The organism is Mesorhizobium sp. WSM4871, assembly GCF_055811295.1.
Genome location: NZ_JBVVPU010000008.1, coordinates 93,192 through 118,474, shown reverse-complemented (window position 1 = coordinate 118,474; position 25,283 = coordinate 93,192). Strand labels below are relative to the sequence as shown.

Genomic DNA, 25,283 nt, shown 5'->3' with positions numbered 1-25,283 from the left:
CGGGCGAAGCAAGGAGCGCAGCGACGCAGCGCAGATCCGAGGATCCATGCCGTGCCATTCATGACACGCGAAAGCGATCCTGAAGCAAGGTTCCATGCACCAACGGCGGTAAAGGGACTCATCGAACGACTATCCTGTTCCGTTGCATTCTTCGGCAAAAGTCACGGCATGGATCCTCGGGTCTGCGCACCGCTTCGCGTCGCTCCGCCCGTGGATGACGAAGTCGCGTGGTGCCTGCACAGACGCTGAGCCCGCACAGGCACAGCCTCAATCGTGGCTGCGCCCAAAGTGCCTCGCGGCAACCTCGACATGCGTATGCTGGGCATGCGCCCTGAAGCGCTCGGTGTCGCCGAGGTCATCCGCCGCCTCGTTCGGCCACCAGGTGCCGCCGATGACGATGCCGTCCGAGACCAGCCGTTGCTCTGCGACCAGCGCCGCGCCGAGCGAATCGACGAAGGTGAAGCTGCCCGAGCGCAGGCGCAGCACCGCGACGTCGGCGACGCCGCCCACCTTGAGCGTTCCGAGATCGGGTCTGGCGATGGCCTCCGCCGGCCGCTGCGTCGCCGCGCGCAAGACCTCCACCAGCGGCATCCCCAGCGCCAGCAGTTTCGACATGCAGACCAGGATGTCGAAGGCCGGGCCGTCGACGCAGTAGAGATGCACGTCGCTGCTGATCACGTCGGGCGCCAGCCCCTCCTTGAGCATCGCCTTGGCGACCTCGAAGTCGAACGAGCCCATGCCGTGGCCGATGTCGAAGATGACGCCGCGCTCGCGCGCCAGCCGCATGTCGGGCCGCACCGCGCCCGAGGCGAACACCGGCGCATTGGGAAACGGCCGGAAGCAGTGGGTGAGGATATCGCCCTTGCGCAGGCGCGGCAGCACTTCCGAGCGGCCGGGCGGCGGCTCGTCTATATGCGCCATCAGCGGCAGGCCCGCCTGGTCGGCTGCCTCCAGCGCCAGATCCACCGGCGCGATGCCGCTGGTGCCGCCGGCATGGCGGCCCGAGCGCACCTTGACGCCGACGACCACGTCCGCGTGCTCGCGCACCGCCGCCACCGTCTCACGCGGTTCGCAGAGCCGGAGGTCACTGCATTCGCCGACCGCCACGCTGTGCGAGAAGCCGAAGATGCCGGCAAAGGAAATGTTGACATAGGCCAGGATGCGGACTTTCGAGCGCTCGATGACATGGCGGCGAAAGCCGAGGATATTGCCGGCGCCCGCACTTCCCGCATCGATGAAGGTGGTGGTGCCGCTCCTTGCGGCAAGACGGTCGGCATCGACGCCGAGCGAGGTGCCGCCCCAATAGACATGGCTGTGCAGGTCGATGAGGCCGGGCGCGACGATGGAGCCGCTGGCGTCGATGACGCGCGCGGCGCGTTCGAACGGGATATCGGCCTCGATCGCGGCGATGCGGCCATTGGCGATGGCGAGATCGCGCGGCGCGTCGAGACCGGACGCCGGGTCGATCAGGCGGCCGCCCTTCAGCAGGAGGTCAAATTGCATCGATGCCTAGCCTCCGGTTGAGAAACAAAGCCGGCTTCAGGCCGCGGCCTCGCCAGAGCTGTCGGTCCCAAAAGGGTCTGCCACGATCGGCCAGATCGGGCGCTTGAGCTTGCGGTAGGGCGTGGTGACGGGGTTGTTGGGATAGCAGCCCTCGACCGCGACATAGATGATTTCACGCGCGACCGGCACGAAACCGGCGTGGAAATGGTTGGTCGATTTGATGAGCAGCACCTGCTTGCTCAGCGGGTCGATGCCGAGATTGGAGAAGATGTCGGGCTCGAAGGTCTGCGTGCGGTTGGTGTTGATGACGATGTCGATCTCGGTGCCCGCCAGGCGCAGCACCGCCGAGGGGCCGAGCGGCACCAGGCTCGACCCGAACGACTGCCAGGCGTCGGGCGCCAGGCGGCGGACCTCGAACGTGCCGTCGAAGGGCATGCCGCTGGCAACGCTCGTCTTGCCGCCGATGCGGATGTCGAGCACCGTGCCTTCGCCGGCGCCTTGCGCCCGCGCCACGGCCTGCGGATCCCAGATCGTGGCCACGCCGGCACTTTTGATGCCGCTGTCGACCAGCGCATGCAGCAGCACGGTGTTGTCGCCGGCGGTGCCGCCGCCGGGATTGTCCCACATGTCGGCGAGCACGAACGGCCTGTCGCCGTGGCCGCCTGTCCTGACCCGCTCGATTGCCTCGCCTGTTGTCACGCTGTGCATCGCCGTCGAGCCGCGCATGGCGAAAACCTCCCGTCCGAGCCGCTCGGCCAGCGCATCGCCGGCGGTGCGGTCATTGTCGCTGACCACCAGGAGCTGCGTCCCGGTCTCGGCGGTGTCACCGGCGAGAAACCCGTGGATCAGCGATACCGACAGGATGCCGTGCTTGCCCTGCAGCGCCTTGATCCGGTCGACGAAGGAGCGCATCGGCTCGCGGCTGGTCGGGAACACGTCGATCATCCGGCAGTCGAAGGCCGAGATGACCGGCCGGATCCTGCCGCGCGCTGCTGCCAGCGCCAGCTCGACGACATGCTCGGCGCGCTCGACGAAATCGGTGTGCGGAAATTCGAGGAACGCCGCCAGTATGTCGGCCGCCGCCACGCGCTTCTTTGTCAGATGGCTATGCGGATCGAGTTCGGCGGCGATGATCACCTTGGGGCCGACGATCTCGCGCACCCGGGCCAGCAGGTCGCCTTCGCAATCGTCCAGCCCGCGCGCGATCATCGCGCCATGCAGGCCAAGAACGACGCAATCCACCGGCATCGCCGCTCGCAACTGATCGAGGATCTCGTCGCGCAGCGCCTCATAGACGTCGAGCCGGACATAGCCGCCGGGTTCGGCCCAGGTCGCGGTGCCTTCGATCAGGGTGAAGCCTTCGTCCCTGGCCCGCCGGCGCAGGACGGGGATCGGCGCGGAGCACAGCGTCGGCGTCTCCGGATGCTTTCCCGGCGATGCGTAGAACGCCATCTCGAAGGACGAGCGGTCGGTCGAGACCGGCGAGAAGGTGTTGGTTTCGGTGGCGAGCGAGGCCGTGAAGACACGCATGGCGGCTGTTCCCGTTTCTGTCCCTGTCGGCTGTCGTTGCCGGCGCCGCTCAGAGCGGCCGGTAGGCGACGGCTTCCACCTCGATCTTGATGTCGATCATCAGCCGCGACTCCACCGTGGTGCGGGCCGGCGGATCCTTTGGAAAATGCCTGGCATAGACGGCATTGAAGGCGCCGAAATCGCGCGCGTCCTCAAGCCAGACCGTCGTCTTGACCACGTCGTCCATGGTGCAGCCGGCCAGCGCCAGCGCTGCCTTCACATTCGAAAGCACCTGCTCGGTCTGCTCGACGATACCGCCCTTGACCACCACACCGTCGCCGCCGACCGGCACCTGTCCGGAGACATAGACGAAGTCGCCAGCCCGCACCGCCGGCGACAGCGGCACATGGGATGTTCCAAAACATTGCTTGGGCAAGAAAAGCCTCCTGTTCATGCGCGGCACGGCGCGATCTTGCAATAGCGCCATTTGCCGGTTTCCCCGGCGACGGTTTACGCCTGTCCAGACGATTCTCAAACAGGCTTTGTAGGAAAGCAACATTCTTTGGAATTTATGTTGCTTTATTACAGTGGCGTCAGCATCCTGCAGGCCAACCGTTGCACCAGGCACTTCACCAGGCGGTTGCGTCAAGCGATTCGGCAGGGGAGGATCGAGTGAGAGACAAGCGAGGAGCCATATGATCGACTTCGGTGGCCGCGGCGTGGTCGTTACCGGCGCCGCCGGCGGCGTCGGCAGCGCCCTGGTCACGGTCCTGTCGGCCTGCGGGGCAAGGGTGATCGCCTGCGATCGCAAGGGCACAGACCTGACCGCGACGGCAATTGCCGAGGCGCATCATTTCGACCTGCTCGATGACCAGGCTGTCGCATCGTTTGCCGGCCGCATTGGCAAGGGCAATGCGCCGGCCGCAATCATCTCGAACGCCGGCTGGACGCGGGCGGAAACACTGGCCGACGTCTCGCTTGCCGCGCTCGATCATGAGATGGACCTGAATTTCCGCAGCGCAGCACTCCTGTCGCAGGCGCTGCTGCCCGTCATGCGCAACCAGAAGCAGGGCGCGGCTTTCGTCTTTATCTCCTCGGTCAACGCGCAGGCGCATTTCGGCAACCCGGCCTATGCCGCGGCCAAGGCGGCGCTGAACGCCTGGATGCGCGCCATCGCCACCGAGGAAGGCCGCAACGGCATCCGCGCCAACGCCGTCATTCCCGGCTCGATCCGCACCGGCGCCTGGGAACATCGCCTGGCGCAGAAGCCGGAGATCCTCGCCGCCGTCGGCAAGCTCTATCCGCTCGGCCGGCTGGTGGAACCGGTCGAGGTCGCCCGCGCCGCGGTTTTCCTGGCGTCGCCCTTTGCCAATGGCATCACCGGCACCACGCTCAATGTCGACGCCGGACTGATGGCCGGCAATCTGCCGTTTCTCGACCAGATCGGCGGCTAGCAGGCGTCGACGACTGGCTGAAGAACGCCGCGCGGTAGAGCTGATCCTCGGCCGAGGCCAGCGAACGCCGACAGTTCCTTGGGGCAGTCGTAGCCTTGTGAGACTACCCGAAAACCTCCCTCTCTTCGTCATCCTAGGGCGAAGCAAGGAGCGTAGCGACGCGGCGCAGACCCTAGGATCCATGCCGTTACCTGGCGGCAATTCTCCGACGGCCCGGAGCCTAGTACTCTTTGCGCCAGGATCGAGCGCCATTCCGAACCGATGCATTCTTCGGCTTATGTCACGGCATGGATCCTAGGGTCTTCGCTCCGCTTCGCGTTCGCTCCGCCCTAGGATGACGAAGGCATGGTGGTCGGCGGCTAATCACCAGCGCTGGAGAATGGCGACGCAGCCCCCTCAGCGGTCGATCCGCGTCGACAGAATAATCGACGACGATGTCCGCTCGACCCCGTCCATCGCGCCGATCTCGTCGAGCAGCGTATCGAGATCCCTGATCGACGGCGCGTCGACGATGACGATCATGTCGAAACTGCCGCTCACCGAATGCAGCGTCCTGACCGGCGGCAGCGCCTGCAACGCGCGCACCACCTTGTCGGCGAGCTTGGGCGTGACTGTCAGCAGCACATGCGCCCGCACCAGGCCGCGTTCATGGTCGGGCGAAAGCCTAATCCCGTAGCCGGCGATGATGCCGCGCTGCTCCAGCCGCTCGATCCGGCTCTGCACGGTGGTGCGCGACACGCCGAGCCGCCGCGCCAGCTCCGCCGTTGAGGCACGCGCATTGTCGCGCAGCAGGGAAATCAGGGCCTGGTCAGCTTCACTCAGCATTCAGCTTCACTCGGCATTCAGCTTCACTCGGCATTTCGACGATCGATGTCGGCATATCGATCAAACGGGGGACTTCGTTTCGAACAGTTCCACGCTTCCTTTCGACAGGCAAGCTGCGATCCTGAGCCCTCAACCAATTTAGGCGAGGGAAGCCGTCATGAAGAAAATCGTAGTCGTCGGGGCCGGCAAGATCGGCTCGACCATCGCCGCAATGCTGGCCGATACAGGCGACTATCATGTCACCCTCGTCGACCGTTCGGTGGCGCAGCTTGGCGCGACCGACCTTCCGGCTACGATTGCGACCCTGGAACTCGACATTGCGCAAGCGGGCGCCCTCGAAGCAGCGCTCGCCGGCCGTTTCGCGGTGCTGAGCGCCGCCCCCTTCCATCTGACCACGCGCATCGCCGAAGCGGCCGCCACCGCCGGCGTGCACTATCTCGACCTGACCGAGGATGTCGCCGCCACCAGACGCGTCAGGGAATTGGCCCGTTCCGCCAAAAGCGCCTTCATCCCGCAATGCGGGCTGGCGCCGGGCTTCATCTCGATCGTCGCCAACGACCTCGCCAGCCGCTTCGACACGCTGGAGAGCGTGCGCATGCGGGTCGGCGCGCTGCCGCAATACCCGTCGAACGCGCTGAACTACAATCTGACCTGGAGCACCGACGGCGTCATCAACGAATATTGCGAGCCTTGCGAGGCGATCGTCGAAGGCGAGCTGGTCGAGGTGCCGCCGCTGGAGGAGCGCGAGGAGTTTTCGCTCGACGGCGTCACTTACGAGGCGTTCAACACCTCGGGCGGCCTCGGCACGCTGGCCGAAACGCTGAAGGGCAAGGTGCGCACGCTGAACTACCGCACCATCCGCTACCCCGGCCACGCCGCGATCATGAAGGCGTTGCTCAACGACCTCGGCCTGCGCCACCGCCGCGACGTGCTGAAGGACATTTTCGAAAGCGCCCTGCCGGCGACGCTGCAGGATGTGGTCATCGTCTTCGTCACCGTCAGCGGCCGCAAGAACGGCCGCCTGCTGCAGGAGACCTACGCCAACAAGATCTATTCGAAGCGCATCGGCGAGACCGTGCGCAGCGCCATCCAGATCACCACGGCCTCCGCCATCTGCGCCGTGCTCGACATGCTGGCCGACGGCAGCCTGCCGGCCAAGGGCTTCATCAGGCAGGAAGACATCGCCCTCGACGCCTTCCTCGCCAACCGTTTTGGCCACGCCTACGCGCAGCACGAGATGGTAAGCCGGCTGGCGGGGTGAGCTGCGTAATCTCCCCCCTCGAGGGGGAGACGTCGCCGAAGGCGACAGAGGGGGTCGCCTCGCGTAGAGCGCCAACCTCCATCTGCCGCGAGGGAGGGTCGCATCCAGTCGAACCAACCCCCTCTGGCCTGCCCTCTTTGCCACCACTTGGCATCTCCCCCTCAAGGGGGGAGATCACGCCCCCTCAAATATGCAGCGCGTGTCCCAGCGCCTTCAGCGCCGCTTCCTGGAAACCCTCGCCCTGCGTCGGATGGGCATGGACGGTGCCGGCGATATCCTCCAGCCGTGCGCCCATTTCCAGCGCCAAACCAAACGCCGCCGACAGCTCCGAGACACCTTGTCCGACCGCCTGGATACCGAGCACCAGATGGTTGTCCGCACGCGCAACGACCCGGACAAATCCTTCCTCGCCCAGCTTCGTCATCGCCCGGCCATTGGCGGCAAAGGGGAACTGGCCGATCTTGATCTCGCCGACCAGCGCCTTCGCCTCCTCCGGCGACAGGCCCACCGTGACCAGTTCGGGATCGGTGAAGCAGATCGCCGGGATCGAGCGCTTGTCCCAGCTTCTTTTGTGACCGGCGACGATCTCGGCGACCATTTCGCCTTGCGCCATCGCCCGGTGCGCCAGCATCGGCTCGCCGGTGACGTCGCCAATGGCGAAGACGCCGCGCATCGAGGTGCGGCACTGGTCGTCGATGCGGATGAATCTGCCTGACCCATCTTTGCCCGCCATGTCGAGATCGATCTGCTCGAGCCCAAACCCTTCGGTCAGCGGCTTGCGCCCGACCGTGACCAGGATCTTGTCGACGGCAATCTTAGCCGTCTTGCCGTCAGACGTCTCGACCAGCAGCGCATCGCCTTTACTGGAGAGGCCCTTGGCTTTCGCGCCTGTGATCACCTCGATGCCGAGTTCGGCCAGCCGCTTTACTACCGGCCGGGTCAGCTCCGCATCATATTGGGCGAGCACGCGCGGCAAGGCCTCGACCACGGTCACCGCGGCGCCGAGCTTGGCGAAGGCAATGCCCAGCTCCAGCCCGATATAGCCGCCACCGACGACCGCGAGCCTTCTGGGCACTTCGCTCAGCGCCAGCGCTTCCGTGGATGAGATCACCGGCCCGCCGAAGGGTAGGAACGGCAGTTCGACCGGAGCCGAACCGGTCGCGATCACGACCGTCTCGGCTCGGATCACCTGCGTTCCGGTCTCGGTCTCGACCTCGACGGTCTTGCCGTCGCGGAACGTCGCCCAGCCCTGTACGGTCTTGACCTTGGCTTTCTTGAGCAGTCCGGCGACGCCGTTGGTCAGCCGGCTAACGATATTGTCCTTCCAGGCCACCGTTTTGGCCAGATCGAGGGAAGGCGGCGCGACCGAAATGCCGAGCGGCCCCTTGCCGCCGGCCATATGCGATACCTTCTCGAACTCCTCCGCCGCATGGATCAGCGCCTTGGACGGGATGCAGCCGACATTGAGGCAGGTGCCGCCCGGCCTGCCCGCTTCGACGATGACCGTGTCGATGCCGAGCTGGCCGGCGCGGATGGCGCAGACATAGCCGCCGGGCCCGGCGCCGATGACGAGCAGCTTGCAGGAGATTTCTTTCATGGGGTCACCTGGTTCGTCATCGCACCGGTTATGGCAAACCCGGAACCTTGGAGGTTAGCCGAGACACCCCTCCCTTCGTCATCCCAGGGCGAAGCAGGAGCGAAGCGACGTCGCGTAGACCCTGGGATCCATGCCGTGACATCCGAGAGCCGCATCAGTGCGGAATTCTGCAGTGCCGCGCCCTTCGACAGCGGGCACGGCATGGATCCTCGGGTCAAGCCCGAGGATGACGAAGGCGTGGAGGCGTGCGGCCAATCGCAGGCGTTGTAGGCTGGCAGCCGGAAGCCGGCCGGCGGTGACCATGCGCTACGTTCAGCCAAAGAGCCAACTCCTCCAACCACAGCCCTAATCCACGAAAATCAGCGCCGGCGTCTCCAGCAGCGTCTTGATGCGCTGGATGAACACCGCGGCGTCCCAGCCGTCGATCACGCGGTGGTCGAAGCTCGAGGACAGGTTCATCATCTTGCGCGGCATGAACTGCGCACCGTCCCACACCGGCCGCACCATCATCTTGTTGACGCCGACGATCGCCACTTCCGGATGGTTGATGACCGGCGTCGTCGCCACGCCGCCCATGGCGCCGAGCGAGGTGATGGTGATGGTCGATCCCGACAGCTCGTCGCGCGTCGCCGTACCTGACTTTGCCGCCTCGGCCAGCCGGTTGAGCTCGGCGGCGCAATCCCAGATGTCGCGCGCCTCGGCATGCCTGACCACCGGTACGACCAGTCCCGACGGCGTCTGCGCGGCAATGCCGATATGGACGCCGCCATGCTGGTGGATGATGCCGGCCTCGTCGTCGAACAGCGCGTTGAGCTGGGGCTGGTCGGCGATCGCCTTGACCATGGCCCGCATCAGGAACGGCAGCAGCGTCAGCTTCGGCCTTTCCGCACCGGCCGGCCGTTTCTCCTTGTTGAGCGCGGCGCGCAGTTCCTCCAGCGCGGTGACGTCGATCTCCTCGACATAGGTGATGTGCGCAATGCGCGATTTGGCGAGCGCCATCTTCTCGGCGATCTTGCGCCTCAACCCGATCACCTTGATGTCCTCGACGCCGTCGTTGCGGGCAAGCCCGGATGTCCTGGCGACCTGCGGTCCCCGCGCCAGGAAGGCGTCGATATCCTCGTGGCTTATGCGGCCTGCCGGGCCGCTGCCCGCGACCTGCCTGAGATCGATGCCGGCCTCCTTGGCTCGCAGCCGGATGGCGGGCGAGGCCAGCGGCTTTTCGCCTTCGGGACGCGGCGCGCCGGAGGTCGGCGCCGTACCCCCACCCCTAACCCCTCCCCACAAGGGGGAGGGGGATTCTGACGCCGGCTCACTTCCGCGCGCCGAGGCTCTTGCGACCGAAGGCGAGGCTGGTTTGGTCTCGGCTTCGGCAGCCGAAGCGCGTCCCCCTCCCCCTTGTGGGGAGGGGCTAGGGGTGGGGGTACGGCGCCGGGTTTGGTCAGAAGCCGTCTCGCCCGCGCTGACATTGCCCTCGCCCGCCACTTTCAGCCGCACGATCGGCGAGCCGATCGCCACCGTGTCGCCGATCTCCGCGCCGAGCCACAGGATCTCGCCATCGACCGGCGAGGGAATCTCGACGGTCGCCTTGTCGGTCATGACAGCGGCCAGCACCGCGTCCTCGCGCACGAGATCGCCGACCTTGACGTGCCATTCGACCAGTTCCGCCTCGGCGACGCCTTCGCCGACATCCGGCAGCTTGATGACATGCTCGCCCACGCTAGGCCTCCATCGTTTCAAGCAAGGCGCGGCCGACCCTGGCGGGCCCGGGGAAATAGTCCCATTCCTGCGCATGCGGATAGGGCGTGTCCCAGCCGGCGACCCGCGCCACCGGCGCTTGGAGGTGATAGAAACAATTCTCCTGCACCAGCGCCGACAGCTCGGCGCCGAAGCCGGAGGTCAGCGTCGCCTCGTGCACGACCACGCAGCGCCCGGTTTTCTTCACCGAGGCGACTATTGTGTCGAGATCGAGCGGCAACAAGGTCCTGAGATCGATGATTTCGGCATCGATGCCGGTCTCGGCGGCGGCGGCTTCGGCGACATAGACCATCGTGCCATAGGCAAGCACGGTGACGGCAGCGCCCGGCCGGCGGATGACCGCCTTGCCGAGCGGCACCGTGTAATGACCCTCGGCGACCTCGCCGAGCTCATGCTTGGACCACGGCGTCACCGGGCGGTCGTGGTGACCGTCGAAGGGACCGTTATAGAGCCGCTTCGGCTCCAGGAAGATCACCGGGTCGGGATCCTCGATCGCCGAAATCAGCAGGCCCTTGGCGTCATGCGGATTGGATGGCACCACGACCTTCAGGCCGGAGACATGGGTGAACAGCGCCTCCGGGCTCTGGCTGTGGGTCTGGCCTCCGAAGATGCCGCCGCCGGTCGGCATGCGCACCACGATCGGGCAGGTGAAATCGCCGTTCGAGCGGTAGCGCAGCCGCGCCGCCTCCGAGACGATCTGGTCGTAGGCCGGATAAACATAGTCGGCAAACTGCACCTCGACGCAAGGCTTCAGGCCGTAGGCCGCCATACCGATGGCCGAGCCGACAATGCCGGCCTCGCTGATCGGCGCGTCGAAGCAGCGGCTCTTGCCGTATTTCGCCTGCAGGCCTTGTGTGCAGCGGAAGACGCCGCCGAAAAAGCCGACATCCTCGCCATAGACGATAACGCGTTCGTCGCGCGCCATCGACACGTCCATGGCGTCGCGGATCGCCTCGATCATCGTCCGTCTTGGCATGGTCAGACCCCTGCCTGTTGGCGCTGGCGCCTCAGATGCGGCGGCATCTCGGCATAGACGCCTTCGAACATGTCGCGCGCCGACGGCTTGCCGCCGGCATGCAGCGTGCCGTGGCGTTCGGCCTCCCTTTGCGCCGCGATTACCGTTTCGAGGATCTCCGCTTCGGCCTGGGCGTGGCGCTCGTCCGACCAGACGCCGCGCTGGATGAGGTGGTTCTTCAAGCGCACGATCGGGTCGCCCAGCGGCCAGGCGTCGGACTCTGCTTTCGGCCGGTAGGCGGAAGGATCGTCGGAGCTCGAATGCGCGCCGACGCGGTAGGTCACATATTCGACCAGCGTCGGCCCGAGATTGCTGCGCGCCCGCTCCGCCGCCCATTTGGCCACCGCATGCACGGCAAGATAATCATTGCCGTCGACGCGCAGCGAAGGGATGCCGAAGCCGAGGCCGCGCGCGGCGAAGGTACCGGAGCCGCCACGCGCAATGCCCTGGAAGGTCGAGATCGCCCATTGGTTGTTGACGACGTTGAGCACGACCGGCGCCTTGTAGGTCGAGGCGAACACCAGGGCTGCATGGAAGTCGGACTCGGCCGTCGAACCGTCGCCGATCCAGGCGGCGGCGATGCGTGAATCATTGGAGATCGCCGAAGCCATCGCCCAGCCGACCGCCTGGATATATTGCGTCGCCAAATTGCCGGAGATCGAGAAGAAGCCGTGTTCCTTCGACGAGTACATGATCGGCAGTTGCCGTCCCTTCAGCGGATCGGCCTCGTTCGAATAGATCTGGTTCATCATCGTCACCATCGGATAGCCGTCGGCGATGAGCAGGCCGGCTTGCCGATAGGTCGGAAAATTCATGTCGCCCGGCGCCAGCGCCTTGCGGAAGGCGCAGCTCACTGCCTCTTCGCCAAGGTGCTGCATGTAGAACGAGGTCTTGCCCTGGCGCTGCGCCATTTGCATGCGTGCGTCGAAGCTGCGCAGCGTCATCATGTGGCGCAACCCCTCCAGCAGCTCGTCGTCGGAAAGCAGGTCGGCCCAGGGGCCGACGGCCTCGCCGTTGCGGTTTAGGACACGGATGATCGAAAACGCCATGTCGCGGATGGTGCGCGGATCGACATCGATTTCGGGGCGCGGCACCGAGCCGGCCTTGGGTATCGTCACATTGGAGAAATCCGGCGTCCCGCCCGGCCGCACTTCCGGTTCCGGCACATGGAAGCGCAACATTCCAGCATCGGCCATGACCTTCGTCCTCCAATGTTGCCCGATCTTCGCACACCGCCAGACCAGTGCCAATTCGTTGGGGCGATTGAAATGCTGCCGAAGAGCCTCGGTCCGGCAGCCGACCCACTGCGGCGTAAGATGAAGACAAGCGCTCGTAATTTCCTGTCTAACTTCCGCCGCAGCGCGCAATTTGGGCAAAGGTTGCGCGAGCTTTTCCGCCAGAAGAGACAATTGGCAGCGGCGGGTTGTCACGCGGGCCCTTCTCCCCTTGTGGGAGAAGGTGTCGCCGAAGGCGACGGATGAGGGGTGCTCCAGCTTGGCACCAACGGCGCTCCGTCCAACACCCCTCATCCGTCTCGGCGCTGCGCGCCGATCCACCTTCTCCCACATGGGGAGAAGGGAAGAGCCGTTCACCCAGCGCCCACACCATGCTAACCATCCCCCATGGCACAGAAGAAAGCATACGAGGTCGATTCCTGGCTCGCGAAGCCCGACCCGCGCGTCTCGATCGTCCTGATCTACGGTCCCGATCGCGGGCTTGTCGCCGAGCGCGCCAAGGCCTTCGCTGGCAAGACCGGCCTGCCGCTCGACGATCCGTTCTCGGTGGTCAGGCTCGACGGTTCGGAGATCGACCGCGATGAGGGCCGCCTGCTCGACGAGGCCTGCACCGTGCCGATGTTTTCGGATCGACGCTTGCTCTGGGTACGCAATGCCAGCGGCCAGAAGGCTCTGGCCGACGACGTCAAGGCGCTTGTCACGGAGCCCGCGCGGGATGCGATTATTCTCATCGAAGCCGGCGACCTGAAGAAGGGCGTCGGCCTGCGCTCGATCGTCGAGGCAGCCGACAACGCTATGGCCCTGCCTTGCTACGCCGATGAGGCCAGGGACATCGATGGGGTCATCGACGACGAGTTGCGCAAGGCCGGCATGTCGATGGCGCTCGACGCAAGGCAGGCGCTGCGCCGCAACCTCGGCGGCGACCGGCTGGCCTCGCGCGGCGAGATCGAAAAGCTCGTGCTCTATGCCCATGGCCAGAAGGAAATCAGCCTCGACGACGTCAAGGCGACATCGGGCGATGTCTCAGGCGCTTCTTTCGACGACGCCGTCGATGCCGTGCTTGAAGGCAAGATCGGCGACTTCGACACTGCCTTCACCCGCCATTGCCAGTCCGGCGGCCAGCCCTTCCTAGTGCTGTCGTCGGCGATGCGGCAATTGCAGGCGATGCAGGCCATGCGCGGCCAGATGGACTCCGGCGGCCGTAACGCTGCCTCGGTCGTCGCCGGGGCCCGCCCGCCGGTTTTTTTCTCGCGGCGCAAACTGGTCGAGCGGGCACTCGAACGCTGGAACAGCGATGCGCTCGGCCGCGCCCTGAACCGGCTGCAGACTGCCGTGCTGCAAACAAGGCGGCGGCCGGATTTGTCGGTCGCGCTCGCGCGGCAGGCCCTGCTCGGCATTGCTGTGGAGAGCGCAAGGCTGGCGCAGCGCGGATGATCTCCCCCCTCGAGGGGGAGATGTCGCCGAAGGCGACAGAGGGGGTCGCCGCGCGTGAAGCGCCGACACTTTCTTCGCTTCGGCAAGGCGCCGGCGCTTGATGTGAGACGACCCCTTCTGGCCTGCCGGCCATCTCCCCCTCGAGGGGGGAGATTGACAGCTTCAGCGATTTCGCCAACCGCCAACATCTCAAAGAAAAGGGCCGACGCGGTGGCCGACCCTTCTTATTGGCGCGAGGAATTAATCCTAAGCCAGAACTTTATTTGCCGGCTAAATATCATGATCCTTCAACGATCTACCGCTCCTGCTTCAACCGTCGGCACAATTCGTCAAGCTGCTCCAGCGTCCGGTACGAGACGTGCAGCACCCCACCCTTCCCCTTGTGCTCGATCGACACGATCATGCCGGTCGTATCGGTCATCAGCTTCTCCAGCGCCAGCGTGTCGGCATCCTTTTGCGCCGGTTCGGCCTTCCTTGGCGCGGCTGGCGCGCCGGCCGGCGCCTGCGCCAGCGCCTCGGCCTGGCGCACCGAAAGCCCGTCCTCGACGATCCGCTTGGCAAGGCCTGCCGGGTCTTCCGCAGTCACCAGCGTGCGAGCATGGCCGGCTGAAAGCGCGCCATCGACAAGCATGTCGCGGATCACCTCGGGCAGCTTCAACAGCCGCAGCGTGTTGGCGACATGGCTGCGGCTCTTGCCGATGACATTGCCGAGATCGGCCTGGGTGTAGCCGTGGTCGTCGATCAATTGCTGATAGCCCTGCGCCTCCTCGACCGGATTGAGGTCGGCGCGCTGGACGTTTTCGATGATCGCCAGTTCCAGCGCCGTGCGGTCGTTGACATCGCGCACGATGATCGGGATCTCGGTCAGGCCGGCGCGCTGTGCCGCGCGCCAGCGCCGCTCGCCGGCGATGATCTCGTAGCGGCCGGGCTGCGAGGGCGACGGCCGCGCCACCACCGGCTGCACCACGCCATGTTCGCGGATCGATTGCGCAAGATCGGTCAGCTCGGCATCGCCGAAATGCCGGCGCGGGTTTTTCGGATTGGGGCTGATGAACTCAATCGGCACCTTGCCGTCGGCGCTCATGCCCTGCTTTTCCACCGCTGCCGGGCGATCGATCTCGCCGATCAGCGCCGCAAGTCCCCGCCCCAGTCTTTTTCTTGAAAGGTCTTCAGTCATCGTCCGTCCAGATCGTTTCGGTATCGAATCGGCTTCTTTCGTATCGCTGTAGCAAAACCGGGTAACCCTTTACGCTGCGCGCAATTTGCGCTCGCGGCGGATCACTTCCGAGGCAAGCTGCAGATAGGCCTGGCTGCCGGAGCATTTGAGATCGTAGAGGATCGCCGGCTTGCCGTAGGACGGCGCCTCGGACACCCTAACATTACGCGGGATGATGGTCTCGTAGACCTTGTCGCCCATATGCGCCCGGACATCCTGCACCACCTGGTTGGCGAGATTGTTGCGGCCGTCATACATGGTCAGCACGATGCCCTGGATGATCAGATCCGGATTGATCGTGCGGCGCACCTGCTCGACCGTTTCGAGCAGCTGACTGAGGCCTTCCAGCGCGAAGAACTCGCATTGCAGCGGAACAAGAACAGAATCGGCTGCCGCCATTGAATTCAAAGTCAAAAGATTGAGCGAAGGCGGGCAGTCTATCAGCACATAGCCGAAGGGCGCGCCACGCTCGCTCGCCGCGCGCAGCGCGTTGCGCAGCTTGAGCACCCGGTCGGGCGCGGAAGCGATCTCCATCTCGATGCCGAGCAGGTCGAGCGTCGACGGCACGATCGACAGGCCGGGCACGGCAGTCGGGATCGCCGCTGCTTCGAGATCGAGCTCGCCGGTCAGCACGTCATAGGACGACACGGTGCGGTCCTTGCGGTCGATGCCAAGGCCCGTCGAGGCATTGCCTTGCGGATCGAGGTCGACGATCAGCACCTTTTCGCCGATCGCCGCCAGCGCGGTAGCCAGATTGATGGCGGTCGTCGTCTTGCCGACCCCGCCCTTCTGGTTGGCTACGGTGATGATTCGAGGGCCGTTCTTCATCATGGGTCTATGCCAGAAATTCATTCCGAGGTCGCCAGTCAAAGGGAATCGCAAGTCAGAGGGGCCGCAAGCCAGACAGTTCGAGGATGACGCCATGGGCGTCGGTCACACTGGCATGTTCTACCAGATCGAAGGACCATCGTTGAGTGCTTTCTGCCACTTCGGCGCGGTAATCCCGGCCTTTGTGGAACAGGCCGCGCGCGCCCTTGGTCAGCCAGGGTGATGCCAGGTCGAGCAGCATGGGGAGCGGCGCCAGCGCCCTGGCCGTGACGATTTCCGGTGTCGGAACAATAGGATAGCTGTCATCGATGCGGAGCGCGGTGACCCGCGCCGGCAGGTTGAACTGCCCGACGACCGTCTGCAGGAAGGACGCTTTTTTCCGATTGCTTTCAACGAGATCGATGCTGGCGCCATCGCGCTCGGCAAGCAGAAAGGCAAGAACCAGGCCGGGAAAACCGCCGCCCGAGCCGAGATCGACCCAGCTCTTCGCCTCGGGCGCGATTCGAGCGAGCTGGGCGCTGTCGAGGATGTGACGGCCCCAGACATCGTTCATCGTCGAAGGCGCGGCAAGATTTATGCTGCGATTCCACTTCTGGAACACCCCTTCGAACGCGACCAAACGATCGAATGTTTCACGTGAAACCGGGCCGGCTGCCTCTTGCAGGCTCGCCCAGGACGCAGCGCTCACGCAACATCCCTTTGCGCATTCTTTTGCAGGGACCCCTCGGCGTTGCGGACATGCGCAACGATGATCGCGAGGGCCGCCGGCGTCATCCCTTCCATGCGTTGTGCATCCGCAATGGAGCGCGGCTGGCGAGCCAGCATCTTCTGCTTCAGCTCGTTCGACAGGCCAGGCACCGCGGCGAAGTCGAGCGAAGCCGGGATCAGCCGGCTCTCCTCATGCCGGATCTGCGTGACGTCCGCCTGCTGCCGGTCAAGGTAAACGGAATATTTCGCCTCCGTTTCAAGGCGTTCCGCCGTCTTGGCATCGATCGCGCCGAACTCGGGCGCGATCCGCGTCAGCCAGGCGACGTCGACGCCGGGATAAGCCAGCAGTTCATAAGCCGAGCGGCGCACGCCGTCCTTGTTGATCTCCAAGCCATGGCGCGCCGCCTCGTTGGGCGTCATGCTCATGCCAAGTGCCAGCGCCCGCGCCGTCTCCAGATCCTGCACGACTTCAGCGAACCGCTGTGTGCGTTCCCGCGAAGCGATTCCGAGCTTCATGGCCAGCGGCGTCAGCCGCTCATCGGCATTGTCCGCCCGAAGCGACAGCCGGAACTCCGCTCGCGAGGTGAACATGCGATAGGGTTCGCTGATGCCGCGGCTGGTCAGATCGTCGACCATCACGCCGATATAGGCCTCGGTGCGGCTGAGCACGACCTGGTCGCTGGCCGGCGCCTTGCGGGCGGCATTCAGGCCAGCCAGCAAGCCTTGCGCCCCGGCCTCTTCATACCCAGTCGTGCCGTTGATCTGCCCGGCCAGGAACAATCCGCCGATCCGCTTCGTCTCCAGCGTCGGCGCGAGCTCGCGCGGATCGACATGATCATATTCGATGGCGTAGCCGGGCTGCAGCATGGTTGCGCGCTCCAGGCCGGGAATGGTCTTCAATATGTCGAGCTGCACATCCTCGGGCAGCGAGGTCGAAATGCCGTTCGGGTAGACGGTGTCGTCGTCCAGCCCCTCGGGCTCGAGGAATATCTGGTGGCCCTCTCGGTCGCCGAACTTGACGATCTTGTCCTCGATGGATGGGCAGTAACGCGGCCCGACGCCTTCAATCGAGCCGGAGTACATGGCGGAGCGGCCGAGATTGGCGCGAATCAGCTCGTGCGTAGCGGTCGTCGTGCGCGTGATGCCGCAGTGGATCTGCGGATTCTCGATACGATCAGTCATCAACGAGAACGGCACGGGATCATCATCCGCCGCCTGGCTCTCCAGCGAGGCCCAGTCGATGGTGCGGCCGTCAAGCCGCGGCGGCGTGCCTGTCTTCAGCCGCCCGAGCTTGAAGCCCGCGCGTGCCATGGTGGCTGAAAGGCCGAGGCTCGCCTGTTCGTTCATGCGGCCGGCGACGATCTTATTCTCGCCGATATGGATCAGCCCGCGCAGGAAGGTTCCGGTGGTCAGCACCACGGCGCCGCAGCTGAGCCGGCGACCATCGGCCAGCAGCACCGCCGCTATGCGCCCATCGTCGATTGCGAAATCCAGCACCTCGCCCTCGACCACGTCGAGATCGTTCTGCTGCCGAATCGCTGCTTGCATGGCAAGGCGATAAAGCTTGCGATCGGCCTGGGTGCGCGGCCCGCGCACCGCTGGTCCCTTGCGGCGATTGAGCAGGCGGAACTGGATGCCGGCAGCATCGGCGACACGGCCCATCAGCCCGTCCATGGCGTCGATCTCGCGGACCAGATGGCCCTTGCCGAGGCCGCCGATGGCCGGATTGCAGGACATGACGCCGATCGTGTCGAAGCGCAGCGTCACCAGGGCAGTCCGCGCCCCAGCGCGCGCGGCCGCACTGGCCGCCTCGCAGCCCGCATGGCCGCCGCCCACCACAACCACATCATAGCGATCGGTCATTCCAGTGCTCCAGCTTCAGAGTGGTCGACACATGTGCCCGAGAGCGCCTGCTGTCAAGGACGCAGGCAAAGCCGTTTCACGTGAAACAATGCAAACGAGGCGATACCTCTTGAACTTCGTCATCCTAGGGCGAAGCAAGGAGCGAAGCGACGCAGCGCAGACCCTAGGATCCATGCCGCGACATCGATGGCAAACGAAGGCCTGCCCGAATCAAGTACTTTTTCCGCGCGTCAGTTCAACGACAAGGGTGTGCTGCGACAGAGACCATTCCGAACCGCTGCATCCTTCGGCTGAGGGCACGGCATGGATCCTGGGGTCTGCGCTCCGCTTCGCGTTCGCTCCGCCCTAGGAAATGACAGGGGGCGCCCGCCCCGAATGTTTCACGTGAATCACCGCCGCCGCTCTGCAATGTTTCACGTGAGTCATTTCCCAATGCAGAACTGCGAAAAGATCACATCCAGCAAATCCTCGACGTCAACCGACCCGACGATTCGTCCAAGCCGATCCGCCGCCAGGCGCAACTCCTCCGCCCGCAACTCCTGCCCGCGCCCGTCCTCGGTCAACGCTGCCAGCAGAAAGCGCCTGGTCTCGTTGAGAAGTTCGACATGCCGCAGCCGCGACGGCAGGACATCGCCCGCTTGACCGATTTCCGCCGCGGCGCGACGTCCGATCTCTGCCAGCAACTCCGGCACACCTGTGCCATCCCTGACCGAAATCGCAGCATCATAATCCGCCGCCAGCAACTGCGGCTCGATCAAGTCAGCCTTTGTTCCAATCCTTAACACCGGCGCGTCGGTCGGTATCGCGCCGACTGGAACCGGATCGGCCATGTCCTCCAGCACCAGCAAGAGATCGGCGCCATGCGCCTTGGCCCGCGCCTTCTCGATGCCGATCGCCTCGACCTTGCCCGGCGCTTCGCGCAGACCGGCCGTATCGGTGACCCTGACCCGCACGCCACTGAGATCCAGCACCACTTCAAGCAGATCGCGGGTCGTGCCGGGCTCATCGGTGACGATCGCTGCCTCGCGCCGGGCCAACGCGTTGAACAGGCTGGATTTCCCGGCATTCGGCGCCCCGAGGATGACGACTTCGAACCCGTCGCGGATAATTTCGGCGGCCCGGAACCCTTCGACATGGCGGCCGATGTCGTCGACCATCGCCCTGACATCCGTCCACACCATGTCCGCCACGGAACCGGGCACATCGTCTTCGTCGGCGAAGTCGATCTCGGCTTCGATCATCGCGCGCGCATGGATGAGCCGCCGGCGCCAACCGAGATAGAGTTCGCTCTGCGCGCCTTCGGCATTTTGCACCGCAAAGCGCCTTTGTGCCTCGGTCTCGGCGTTGACCAGATCGGCCAGCGCCTCGGTCTCGACCAGGTCGACCTTGCCGTTGAGAAAGGCGCGCCGGGTGAATTCGCCGGGCTCGGCATGCCTGACGCCGTCGAAGCCCGTGATCGTCTCCAGCATTCTAACCGCGACAGCCCGTCCGCCATGAACATGGAACTCGGCGACATCCTCGCCGGTAAAGCTGTTCGGAGCCGGGAAGAAGACCACCAATCCGGTATCGAGCAAGGTTCCATCCGCTGCCCGCAGCTTGCGCAGCGACGCGACGCGATCCTTAACCATACCGCCGGCAATCGTTTCGATAACGAATCGAGTCTGCGCACCCGAAATGCGGATCACGCCAATGCCGGCGGGCAGGCGGCCGCTGGAAAGAGCAACAATGGAATCGCCTGAAATCATTTGCCCGCTCTATTTAACCGCCCTAGCTTCCCGGAGAACCGTCCCACCAAACCGAGTTGCCTCGTGACGTTGCCCGCGCAAAATCTGCTCGCCGAAGAAGCCAGCCCCTATCTGCAGCAGCACAGCGGCAATCCGGTGCATTGGCGGGCCTGGTCGCCCGCGGCCCTTGCCGAAGCCAGGGCGCTGGACCGGCCGATCCTGCTCTCCGTCGGCTACGCCGCCTGCCACTGGTGCCACGTCATGGCGCATGAGAGCTTCGAGAACGACGACGTCGCCGCCGTCATGAACCGTCTCTTCGTCAATATCAAGGTCGACCGCGAGGAGCGGCCCGACATCGACCAGATCTATATGGCCGCGCTGTCCTCGATGGGCGAGCAGGGCGGCTGGCCGCTGACCATGTTCCTGACCCCAGACGGCAAACCCTTCTGGGGCGGCACCTATTTTCCGCGCGAGGCACGCTACGGCCGCCCCGGCTTCATCCAGGTGATGGAAGCGGTCGACAAGGCCTGGCGCGACAAGCGGCCGAGCCTCAACCAGAGCGCCGACGGCCTGACCAATCATGTCGAGGCGCGGCTGGCCGGTGGCCATGCCAAGGCCGCGCTCGACCGCGCTACGCTGGAAGACCTCGCCAGCGGCATCGACGGCATCATCGACAGCGATCTGGGCGGCCTGCGCGGCGCGCCAAAATTCCCCAATGCGCCGTTTATGCAGACGCTCTGGCTGTCCTGGCTGCGCGACGGCGCCGCCTCCCATCGCGACGCCGTCCTCACCAGCCTCGAAAAAATGCTGGCTGGCGGCATCTATGACCATATCGGCGGCGGCCTGAGCCGCTATTCCACCGACGCCGAATGGCTGGTGCCGCATTTCGAAAAGATGCTCTACGACAACGCCCAGCTGATCCGCCAGTGCAACTGGGCCTATGCGCCATCGGGCAATGATTTGTTCCGGGTGCGAATCGAAGAGACAGTAGGCTGGCTGCTGCGCGAGATGCGCGTCGAGGGCGGCGCCTTCGCCGCCAGCCTCGATGCCGATAGCGACGGCGAGGAGGGGCTTTTCTACACCTGGGGCAGGGATGAGATCGAAACCGTCCTCGGCGACGAATCAGCCCTGTTTTTCAAATACTTCACGCTTTCCGGCCCGCATGGCTGGGAGGGCAAGCCGATCCTCCACCAGACAGCGACCCAGCAGGCGCAAAGCGTGGCCGATCGCGACCTTCTTCTTCCATTGAAGGAGAAGTTGCTGGCAAAGAGAGAATACCGCGTCCGACCCGGGCGTGACGGCAAGGCCCTGACCGACTGGAACGGCTTGATGATCACAGCCTTGGCCGAGGCGGGGCGATCCTTGGACCGGCCCGACTGGACCGAAGCGGCTGAGATTGCTTTCGCCCATATCGCCAATGCCGGGCAGGACAAGCGACTGCCACATTCGATGCTCGGCGCCAGGAAGCTGTTTCCGGCTCTGTCGAGCGATTATGCCGCCATGACCAACGCCGCGATTGCGCTGTTCGAGGCCACAGGCAACTCGAACTACGTCGATCGGGCAAGGCAATTCATCGAACAACTCGACCACTGGCATCAGGACGAGAACAAGACCGGCTACTATCTGACCGCGTCGGACAGCACCGATGTGCCGATCCGCATCCGGGGCGATGTCGACGAAGCCATTCCTTCGGCCACCGGCCAGATCATCGAGGCTCTGGTCCGGCTGTCTTCGGTCACCGGAGATCTCGACCTGCAGGAGAGGGCGTGGACAATCGCCGAACACGCGGCCGGCCGCGCGGCCCACCAGGCCCATGGCCAGGCCGGCATCGTCAACGCCTGCGCTTCGGCACTCGAACCATTGAAGCTGGTGATCGTCGACAGCCCCGTGAATCCAACGCTTGTTCCGGTTGCGAATCGAAATCCAGACCCGCGCCGGGTGGATATCGTTGTGGCCATGGGTGCGGACACGAATCGGCCAACATTGCCCGGCGGCGTTCTGCCGCCAACCGACAAGCCCGGCGCCTGGTTGTGCACGGGGCAGGTCTGTTTGCCGGTGGTGAGGGAAGCCGAAGAGTTGGAAGGGTTATTGCGGCGAAGATAGCATTCGTCATCCCAGGGCGAAGCAGAAGCGAAGCGACGTCGCGGAGACCCTGGGATCCATGCCGTGACTTTCGAGCGCTGCAACGGGCAGATTCTGCTCCGCTGTTTTCTCCGGCAAACCTGACGGCATCGATCCTCGGGTCAGGCCCGAGGATGACGAAGGCGCGGGGTGGCCGACCAACCAATCACGTATTCATCGAATCGAAGAAATCCGCATTCGTCTTGGTCTGCTTCAGCTTGTCGATCAGGAACTCGATCGCGTCGGTCGTTCCCATCGGCGCGAGAATCCGGCGCAGCACGAAGACCTTCTGCAGGTCCTGCCTGGAGACCAGAAGGTCTTCCTTGCGGGTGCCGGACTTCAGGATGTCCATGGCCGGGTAGATGCGCTTGTCCGCCACCTTGCGGTCGAGCTGGATTTCGCAGTTGCCGGTGCCCTTGAACTCTTCGAAGATGACTTCGTCCATGCGGCTGCCGGTGTCGATCAGCGCGGTGGCGATGATGGTCAGCGAACCGCCTTCCTCGATGTTGCGGGCAGCACCAAAGAAGCGCTTCGGCCGCTGCAGCGCATTGGCGTCGACACCGCCGGTCAGCACCTTGCCCGATGACGGCACCACGGTGTTGTAGGCGCGGCCCAGCCGCGTGATCGAATCGAGCAGGATGACGACGTCACGGCCATGCTCGACCAGGCGCTTGGCCTTCTCGATCACCATTTCGGCGACCTGCACGTGGCGCACCGCCGGCTCGTCGAAGGTCGAGGAGATCACCTCTCCCTTCACCGAGCGCTGCATGTCGGTCACTTCCTCCGGCCGCTCGTCGATCAGAAGCACGATGAGGTAGCATTCCGGATGGTTGGCCGTGATCGAGTGCGCGATGTTCTGCATCAGCACGGTCTTGCCGGTGCGCGGCTGCGCGTTGATCAACGCGCGCTGGCCCTTGCCGATCGGCGCCACCAGGTCGATGACGCGCGCCGAGATGTCCTTGCTGGTCGGATTGTCGATCTCCATCTTCAGCCGTTTGGTCGGATAAAGCGGTGTCAGATTATCGAAGTGGATCTTGTGGCGAATCTTCTCGGGGTCATCGAAATTGATGGTGTTGACCTTGAGCAGGGCGAAATAGCGTTCGCCTTCCTTCGGGCTGCGGATCGGCCCTTCGACGGTATCGCCGGTCTTCAGCGAAAAGCGGCGGATCTGCGAAGGCGAGATATAGATATCGTCGGGACCCGGCAGATAATTGGCATTGGCCGAGCGCAGGAAGCCGAAGCCGTCCTGCAGCACCTCGACGACGCCGTCGCCGATGATCTCGATCTCCTGCGCTGCCAGCTTCTTCAGGATGGCGAACATCAGCTCCTGCTTGCGCATGACGCTGGCGTTCTCGACCTCGAGCGATTCGGCATAAGCGATCAGCTCTGGTGGTTTCTTGTTCTTGAACTCGGTGAGTTTCATTTCTTGCATAGACGGACTCTGAATCGGATTTGGGAAAAAGATCGGCGGGATGCGACAAATGCCGGGCGCGGCCGAAAGCGATGAAGGGGCGGCGCATGACGGGAAGGAAGACCCGTCTTTTATCGTCGGTCGGGTGAAAGAGCAAGCCGCCTTTTGCTGGTCACACCAGCAGCGCCATTCTGCGTCAGAACGGCTTCACGATAACCAGCACGACAATGACGATCATCAGCAATGTGGGGATCTCATTGACGATCCGCCAGTGCCTCGCCGGTTTTTCGTTGCGATCCTCGGCGAATTTGCGCACGGCGCCCGCCAGATAGCCGTGAACGGCGGAGAGGCCAACCACCGCCGCGATCTTGGCATGCAGCCAGCCGCCGTGGAAACCGAAGCCCTTCCAGGCAAGCCAGAGGCCAAGCGCCCAGGTGATGATCATGGCCGGATTGATGATGCCGCGCAGCAGGCGGCGCTCCATCACCTTGAAGGTTTCCGACTGCACCGAACCCTTCTGCGCATCGGCATGATAGACCAGCAGCCGCGGCAGATAGAGCATGCCCGCCATCCACGAAATGACGGCAATCATATGGATCGCCTTCGCCCATGGATAGAAATCTTCCGGCCCGAACAAGAACAGCAGCCCGGCCAGCACCAGGAAGAGGGCAATCGCGATCGCCGCCCGGCGCATCGCCGCTCCGCCACCATCAGCATTGCCTTTGCCCATCATCGTCATGATGCGCTCCTCACCAGCTTCACCATCTGCTCGACATGCGCCAGCGGCGTCTCCGGCGTGATGCCATGGCCGAGGTTGAAGATCAGCGGCCCCTTGCCCAACGCCTTCAGGATCGCTTCTACGCCCTCGGCAAGCGCCTTGCCGCCGACCACCAGCCGCAGCGGATCGAGATTGCCCTGGACGGCGCCATCTCGCTGCAACTCTCGCGCCGCTGTCAGCGGCACGGTCCAGTCGAGGCCAAGGCCGGTCACACCGGTCTTCTGCCGATAGCTGCGGTAGTGATCGCCGGCGCCCTTGGGAAAGCCGATGATCGGAACATCGGGATGAACGGCTCGAACCTGCCTGACGATCTCGGCCACCGGTTCAACGCAGAACAGTTCGAAGGACCCCTCGTCGAGCACGCCGGACCAGGAGTCGAAGATTTGCACCACATCGGCGCCGGCCTCGATCTGGCGAATGAGGTAGGCGGCGGAATGATCGGCCAGCACTTTCAGCAGTCGAGAGAAAGCCGCCGTCTCGCGATAGGCGAACAGCCGCGCCGGCGCCTGGTCGGGCGTCCCGTGGCCGGCAATCATATAGGTCGCCACCGTCCACGGCGCGCCGCAGAAGCCGATCAGCGTCGTCTCTCCAGGCAATTTCGCGCGCAACCGGCGCACCGCCTCGTAGACCGGTTCGAGATTCACGTGAAACGTTTCGCCATCGAGAGCCGAAATCTCCGCAGCCGAGATTGGCGTCAGCAGCGGGCCGCGGCCTTCCTCGAAGCGCACGTCGCGGCCCAGCGCATGCGGCACGACGAGGATATCGGAAAACAGGATCGAGGCGTCGAACCCGAAGCGCTCGATCGGCTGCATCGTAACCTCGACGGCAAGATCGGGATTGTAGCAAAGATCGAGGAACGAGCCGGCGCGTTTGCGCGTCTCCCGGTATTCCGGCAGGTAGCGGCCGGCCTGACGCATCATCCAGAGCGGCGGCGGCGACACCGTCTTGCCCTCCAGCACGTCCAGCATGATGCGGTTTTCAGGCATTCAGCGCTCGCCTCTCCAGGCTTCTCTATAAATCAAATATTCTATTTCTAAGAATCTTCT

20 protein-coding genes are annotated in these 25,283 nt (G+C 64.5%); 4 read left to right on the top strand and 16 right to left on the bottom strand.

Translation table 11 applies throughout. From position 1 onward, the window contains the following. Nucleotides 1-267 precede the first annotated feature (267 nt). From AC0L2H_RS17720 to AC0L2H_RS17710, 3 genes are read right to left on the bottom strand one after another with little or no spacing between them, the layout of a single operon-like run. Nucleotides 268-1,503, bottom strand: coding sequence for an amidohydrolase/deacetylase family metallohydrolase (locus tag AC0L2H_RS17720; RefSeq protein ID WP_473591407.1), 1,236 nt, complete (start codon nucleotides 1,501-1,503; stop codon nucleotides 268-270). A 36-nt stretch (nucleotides 1,504-1,539) separates the two neighbouring features. Next, nucleotides 1,540-3,033, bottom strand: a complete 1,494-nt coding sequence (locus AC0L2H_RS17715; RefSeq protein ID WP_473591406.1) for a M81 family metallopeptidase — start codon at nucleotides 3,031-3,033, stop codon at nucleotides 1,540-1,542. Nucleotides 3,034-3,082: 49 nt separating this feature from the next. Next, nucleotides 3,083-3,466, bottom strand: a complete 384-nt coding sequence (locus AC0L2H_RS17710; protein ID WP_473591615.1) for a RidA family protein — start codon at nucleotides 3,464-3,466, stop codon at nucleotides 3,083-3,085. A gap of 241 nt (nucleotides 3,467-3,707) precedes the next feature. On the opposite strand from AC0L2H_RS17710, the gene AC0L2H_RS17705 reads away from it, so the two are divergent. Then, nucleotides 3,708-4,466, top strand: a complete 759-nt coding sequence (locus tag AC0L2H_RS17705; protein WP_473591405.1) for an SDR family NAD(P)-dependent oxidoreductase — start codon at nucleotides 3,708-3,710, stop codon at nucleotides 4,464-4,466. Between the two features lie 396 nt (nucleotides 4,467-4,862). On the opposite strand, the gene AC0L2H_RS17700 is transcribed toward AC0L2H_RS17705, so the two are convergent. Beyond that, nucleotides 4,863-5,291 carry an Lrp/AsnC family transcriptional regulator gene (locus tag AC0L2H_RS17700; RefSeq protein ID WP_473591404.1) on the bottom strand — a complete coding sequence of 143 codons (429 nt, stop codon included), beginning with the start codon at nucleotides 5,289-5,291 and terminating at the stop codon, nucleotides 4,863-4,865. A gap of 157 nt (nucleotides 5,292-5,448) precedes the next feature. Here AC0L2H_RS17700 and AC0L2H_RS17695 point away from each other — a divergent pair, with 157 nt between their 5' ends. After that, complete coding sequence (locus tag AC0L2H_RS17695; protein WP_473591403.1) at nucleotides 5,449-6,552, top strand: saccharopine dehydrogenase family protein; 1,104 nt, start codon at nucleotides 5,449-5,451, stop codon at nucleotides 6,550-6,552. A 184-nt stretch (nucleotides 6,553-6,736) separates the two neighbouring features. Here the strand turns inward: AC0L2H_RS17695 and lpdA are convergent, their stop codons facing one another. The 4 genes from lpdA to AC0L2H_RS17675 all read right to left on the bottom strand — a co-directional run bounded on the left by lpdA (nucleotide 6,737) and on the right by AC0L2H_RS17675 (nucleotide 12,115). Beyond that, the gene (lpdA, locus tag AC0L2H_RS17690) at nucleotides 6,737-8,149 is read right to left on the bottom strand and encodes a dihydrolipoyl dehydrogenase (RefSeq protein WP_473591402.1); all 1,413 of its coding nucleotides are present in this window, start codon (nucleotides 8,147-8,149) and stop codon (nucleotides 6,737-6,739) included. Nucleotides 8,150-8,494: 345 nt separating this feature from the next. Next, a complete protein-coding gene (locus tag AC0L2H_RS17685) occupies nucleotides 8,495-9,865 on the bottom strand; it encodes a dihydrolipoamide acetyltransferase family protein (RefSeq protein WP_473591401.1) in 1,371 nt (456 codons plus the stop codon). 1 nt (nucleotide 9,866) lies between these two features. Beyond that, nucleotides 9,867-10,880: an alpha-ketoacid dehydrogenase subunit beta gene (locus tag AC0L2H_RS17680; protein WP_473591400.1), complete on the bottom strand. Its 1,014-nt coding sequence runs from the start codon at nucleotides 10,878-10,880 to the stop codon at nucleotides 9,867-9,869. Nucleotides 10,881-10,882: 2 nt separating this feature from the next. Beyond that, nucleotides 10,883-12,115, bottom strand: coding sequence for a thiamine pyrophosphate-dependent enzyme (locus tag AC0L2H_RS17675; RefSeq protein ID WP_473591399.1), 1,233 nt, complete (start codon nucleotides 12,113-12,115; stop codon nucleotides 10,883-10,885). Nucleotides 12,116-12,541: 426 nt separating this feature from the next. On the opposite strand from AC0L2H_RS17675, the gene holA reads away from it, so the two are divergent. Further along, the gene (gene holA, locus AC0L2H_RS17670) at nucleotides 12,542-13,588 is read left to right on the top strand and encodes a DNA polymerase III subunit delta (RefSeq protein WP_473591398.1); all 1,047 of its coding nucleotides are present in this window, start codon (nucleotides 12,542-12,544) and stop codon (nucleotides 13,586-13,588) included. Nucleotides 13,589-13,883: 295 nt separating this feature from the next. Here the strand turns inward: holA and AC0L2H_RS17665 are convergent, their stop codons facing one another. From AC0L2H_RS17665 to mnmE, 5 genes are all read right to left on the bottom strand, one after another. After that, complete coding sequence (locus AC0L2H_RS17665) at nucleotides 13,884-14,765, bottom strand: ParB/RepB/Spo0J family partition protein (protein ID WP_473591397.1); 882 nt, start codon at nucleotides 14,763-14,765, stop codon at nucleotides 13,884-13,886. Between the two features lie 69 nt (nucleotides 14,766-14,834). Continuing rightward, nucleotides 14,835-15,635 (bottom strand): ParA family protein, encoded by an 801-nt coding sequence (locus AC0L2H_RS17660; protein ID WP_097576920.1) that lies wholly within the window; start codon nucleotides 15,633-15,635, stop codon nucleotides 14,835-14,837. A gap of 52 nt (nucleotides 15,636-15,687) precedes the next feature. Further along, the gene (gene rsmG / locus AC0L2H_RS17655) at nucleotides 15,688-16,320 is read right to left on the bottom strand and encodes a 16S rRNA (guanine(527)-N(7))-methyltransferase RsmG (RefSeq protein ID WP_473591396.1); all 633 of its coding nucleotides are present in this window, start codon (nucleotides 16,318-16,320) and stop codon (nucleotides 15,688-15,690) included. After that, a complete protein-coding gene (gene mnmG, locus AC0L2H_RS17650) occupies nucleotides 16,317-18,203 on the bottom strand; it encodes a tRNA uridine-5-carboxymethylaminomethyl(34) synthesis enzyme MnmG (RefSeq protein WP_473591395.1) in 1,887 nt (628 codons plus the stop codon). The genes rsmG and mnmG overlap by 4 nt, the downstream gene beginning before the upstream one ends. 422 nt (nucleotides 18,204-18,625) lie before the next feature. Then, complete coding sequence (gene mnmE / locus AC0L2H_RS17645; RefSeq protein WP_473591394.1) at nucleotides 18,626-19,948, bottom strand: tRNA uridine-5-carboxymethylaminomethyl(34) synthesis GTPase MnmE; 1,323 nt, start codon at nucleotides 19,946-19,948, stop codon at nucleotides 18,626-18,628. A gap of 63 nt (nucleotides 19,949-20,011) precedes the next feature. Here mnmE and AC0L2H_RS17640 point away from each other — a divergent pair, with 63 nt between their 5' ends. Continuing rightward, on the top strand, nucleotides 20,012-22,030 hold the full coding sequence (locus AC0L2H_RS17640; RefSeq protein ID WP_473591393.1) for a thioredoxin domain-containing protein: 2,019 nt from the start codon (nucleotides 20,012-20,014) through the stop codon (nucleotides 22,028-22,030). A gap of 184 nt (nucleotides 22,031-22,214) precedes the next feature. Here the strand turns inward: AC0L2H_RS17640 and rho are convergent, their stop codons facing one another. From rho to hemE, 3 genes are all read right to left on the bottom strand, one after another. Continuing rightward, nucleotides 22,215-23,480 (bottom strand): transcription termination factor Rho, encoded by a 1,266-nt coding sequence (gene rho / locus AC0L2H_RS17635; RefSeq protein WP_473591392.1) that lies wholly within the window; start codon nucleotides 23,478-23,480, stop codon nucleotides 22,215-22,217. Nucleotides 23,481-23,655: 175 nt separating this feature from the next. Next, nucleotides 23,656-24,192, bottom strand: coding sequence for a protoporphyrinogen oxidase HemJ (hemJ, locus tag AC0L2H_RS17630; protein ID WP_473591614.1), 537 nt, complete (start codon nucleotides 24,190-24,192; stop codon nucleotides 23,656-23,658). Between the two features lie 2 nt (nucleotides 24,193-24,194). Continuing rightward, on the bottom strand, nucleotides 24,195-25,223 hold the full coding sequence (hemE, locus tag AC0L2H_RS17625; protein WP_473591391.1) for a uroporphyrinogen decarboxylase: 1,029 nt from the start codon (nucleotides 25,221-25,223) through the stop codon (nucleotides 24,195-24,197). Nucleotides 25,224-25,283: the final 60 nt, after the last annotated feature.